At 47.5% G+C, this 703-nt stretch carries 1 protein-coding gene; it reads right to left on the bottom strand.

What is annotated here, in order from left to right; translation table 11 throughout:
• Positions 1-703: DNA polymerase Y family protein (locus KIV40_RS30015; RefSeq protein WP_285352923.1), on the bottom strand; the 703-nt coding region annotated here is incomplete at both ends.

Raw genomic sequence — 703 nt, 5'->3', positions numbered from 1 at the left:
ACTTTGTGACTGAGTTGTTAGGTCTGGCAACGAGTATTGATTGGCTTTTTCTGGCCTCGGGTCTTGATGGATTAAGGGAGAGTGAATCGCCCCTTGGCCAAGTTTAGCTTGCAGTAGGGAGAGCAGGTCTAACGAAGCCAACGTTCCAGTATTACCATCAAACAGGTCGTGATACGCGGCTTGAGGCTCTCCGTGGAGAATTAAGGTCAGAGTGAGGCCCTGAACCGGTGCGTTAATCGTAACCGACTCTAAGCTGAGATGAGTAAGCTGCGCCCACTTACTGGCAAGGTAATCTCCTTGTGCAGAGAAAAAAGGCACACTGTGATCATCGCAGTCACGTAGATGCAGAGTGAGCTTGATTTCAAACGCGACACGGTCACGCAACTTCAAAAAGGCTTCAAGCTGCTTAAGTAGTTTGGTCAGTGGCTTCTCGATAAATTGCAGGTTCTCGATATCAAACAATAGCTCAAGGTACTGCTCGAACTTTTCAGGCGGATGATAAAAATCAATAGGGTGTTTAAACTGCCCATTCAAGCGCCCAACGTAGTTGACGAGATCAATATCAAAGCGGCGCGCAACGTCTTGGATCGGCAATTTCAATAAATCGCCAACCGTCTCCATACCCACACGTTGTAGTCGTTCTATTTGCTTCAATGGCAGTTCGGTGCTCGTTAAGCTCTGCTGCTGAACATGCTTCTTCATT

The sequence above is a fragment of the Vibrio sp. D173a genome (assembly GCF_030248475.1).
This window is presented reverse-complemented; position numbering and strand designations above follow the sequence as displayed.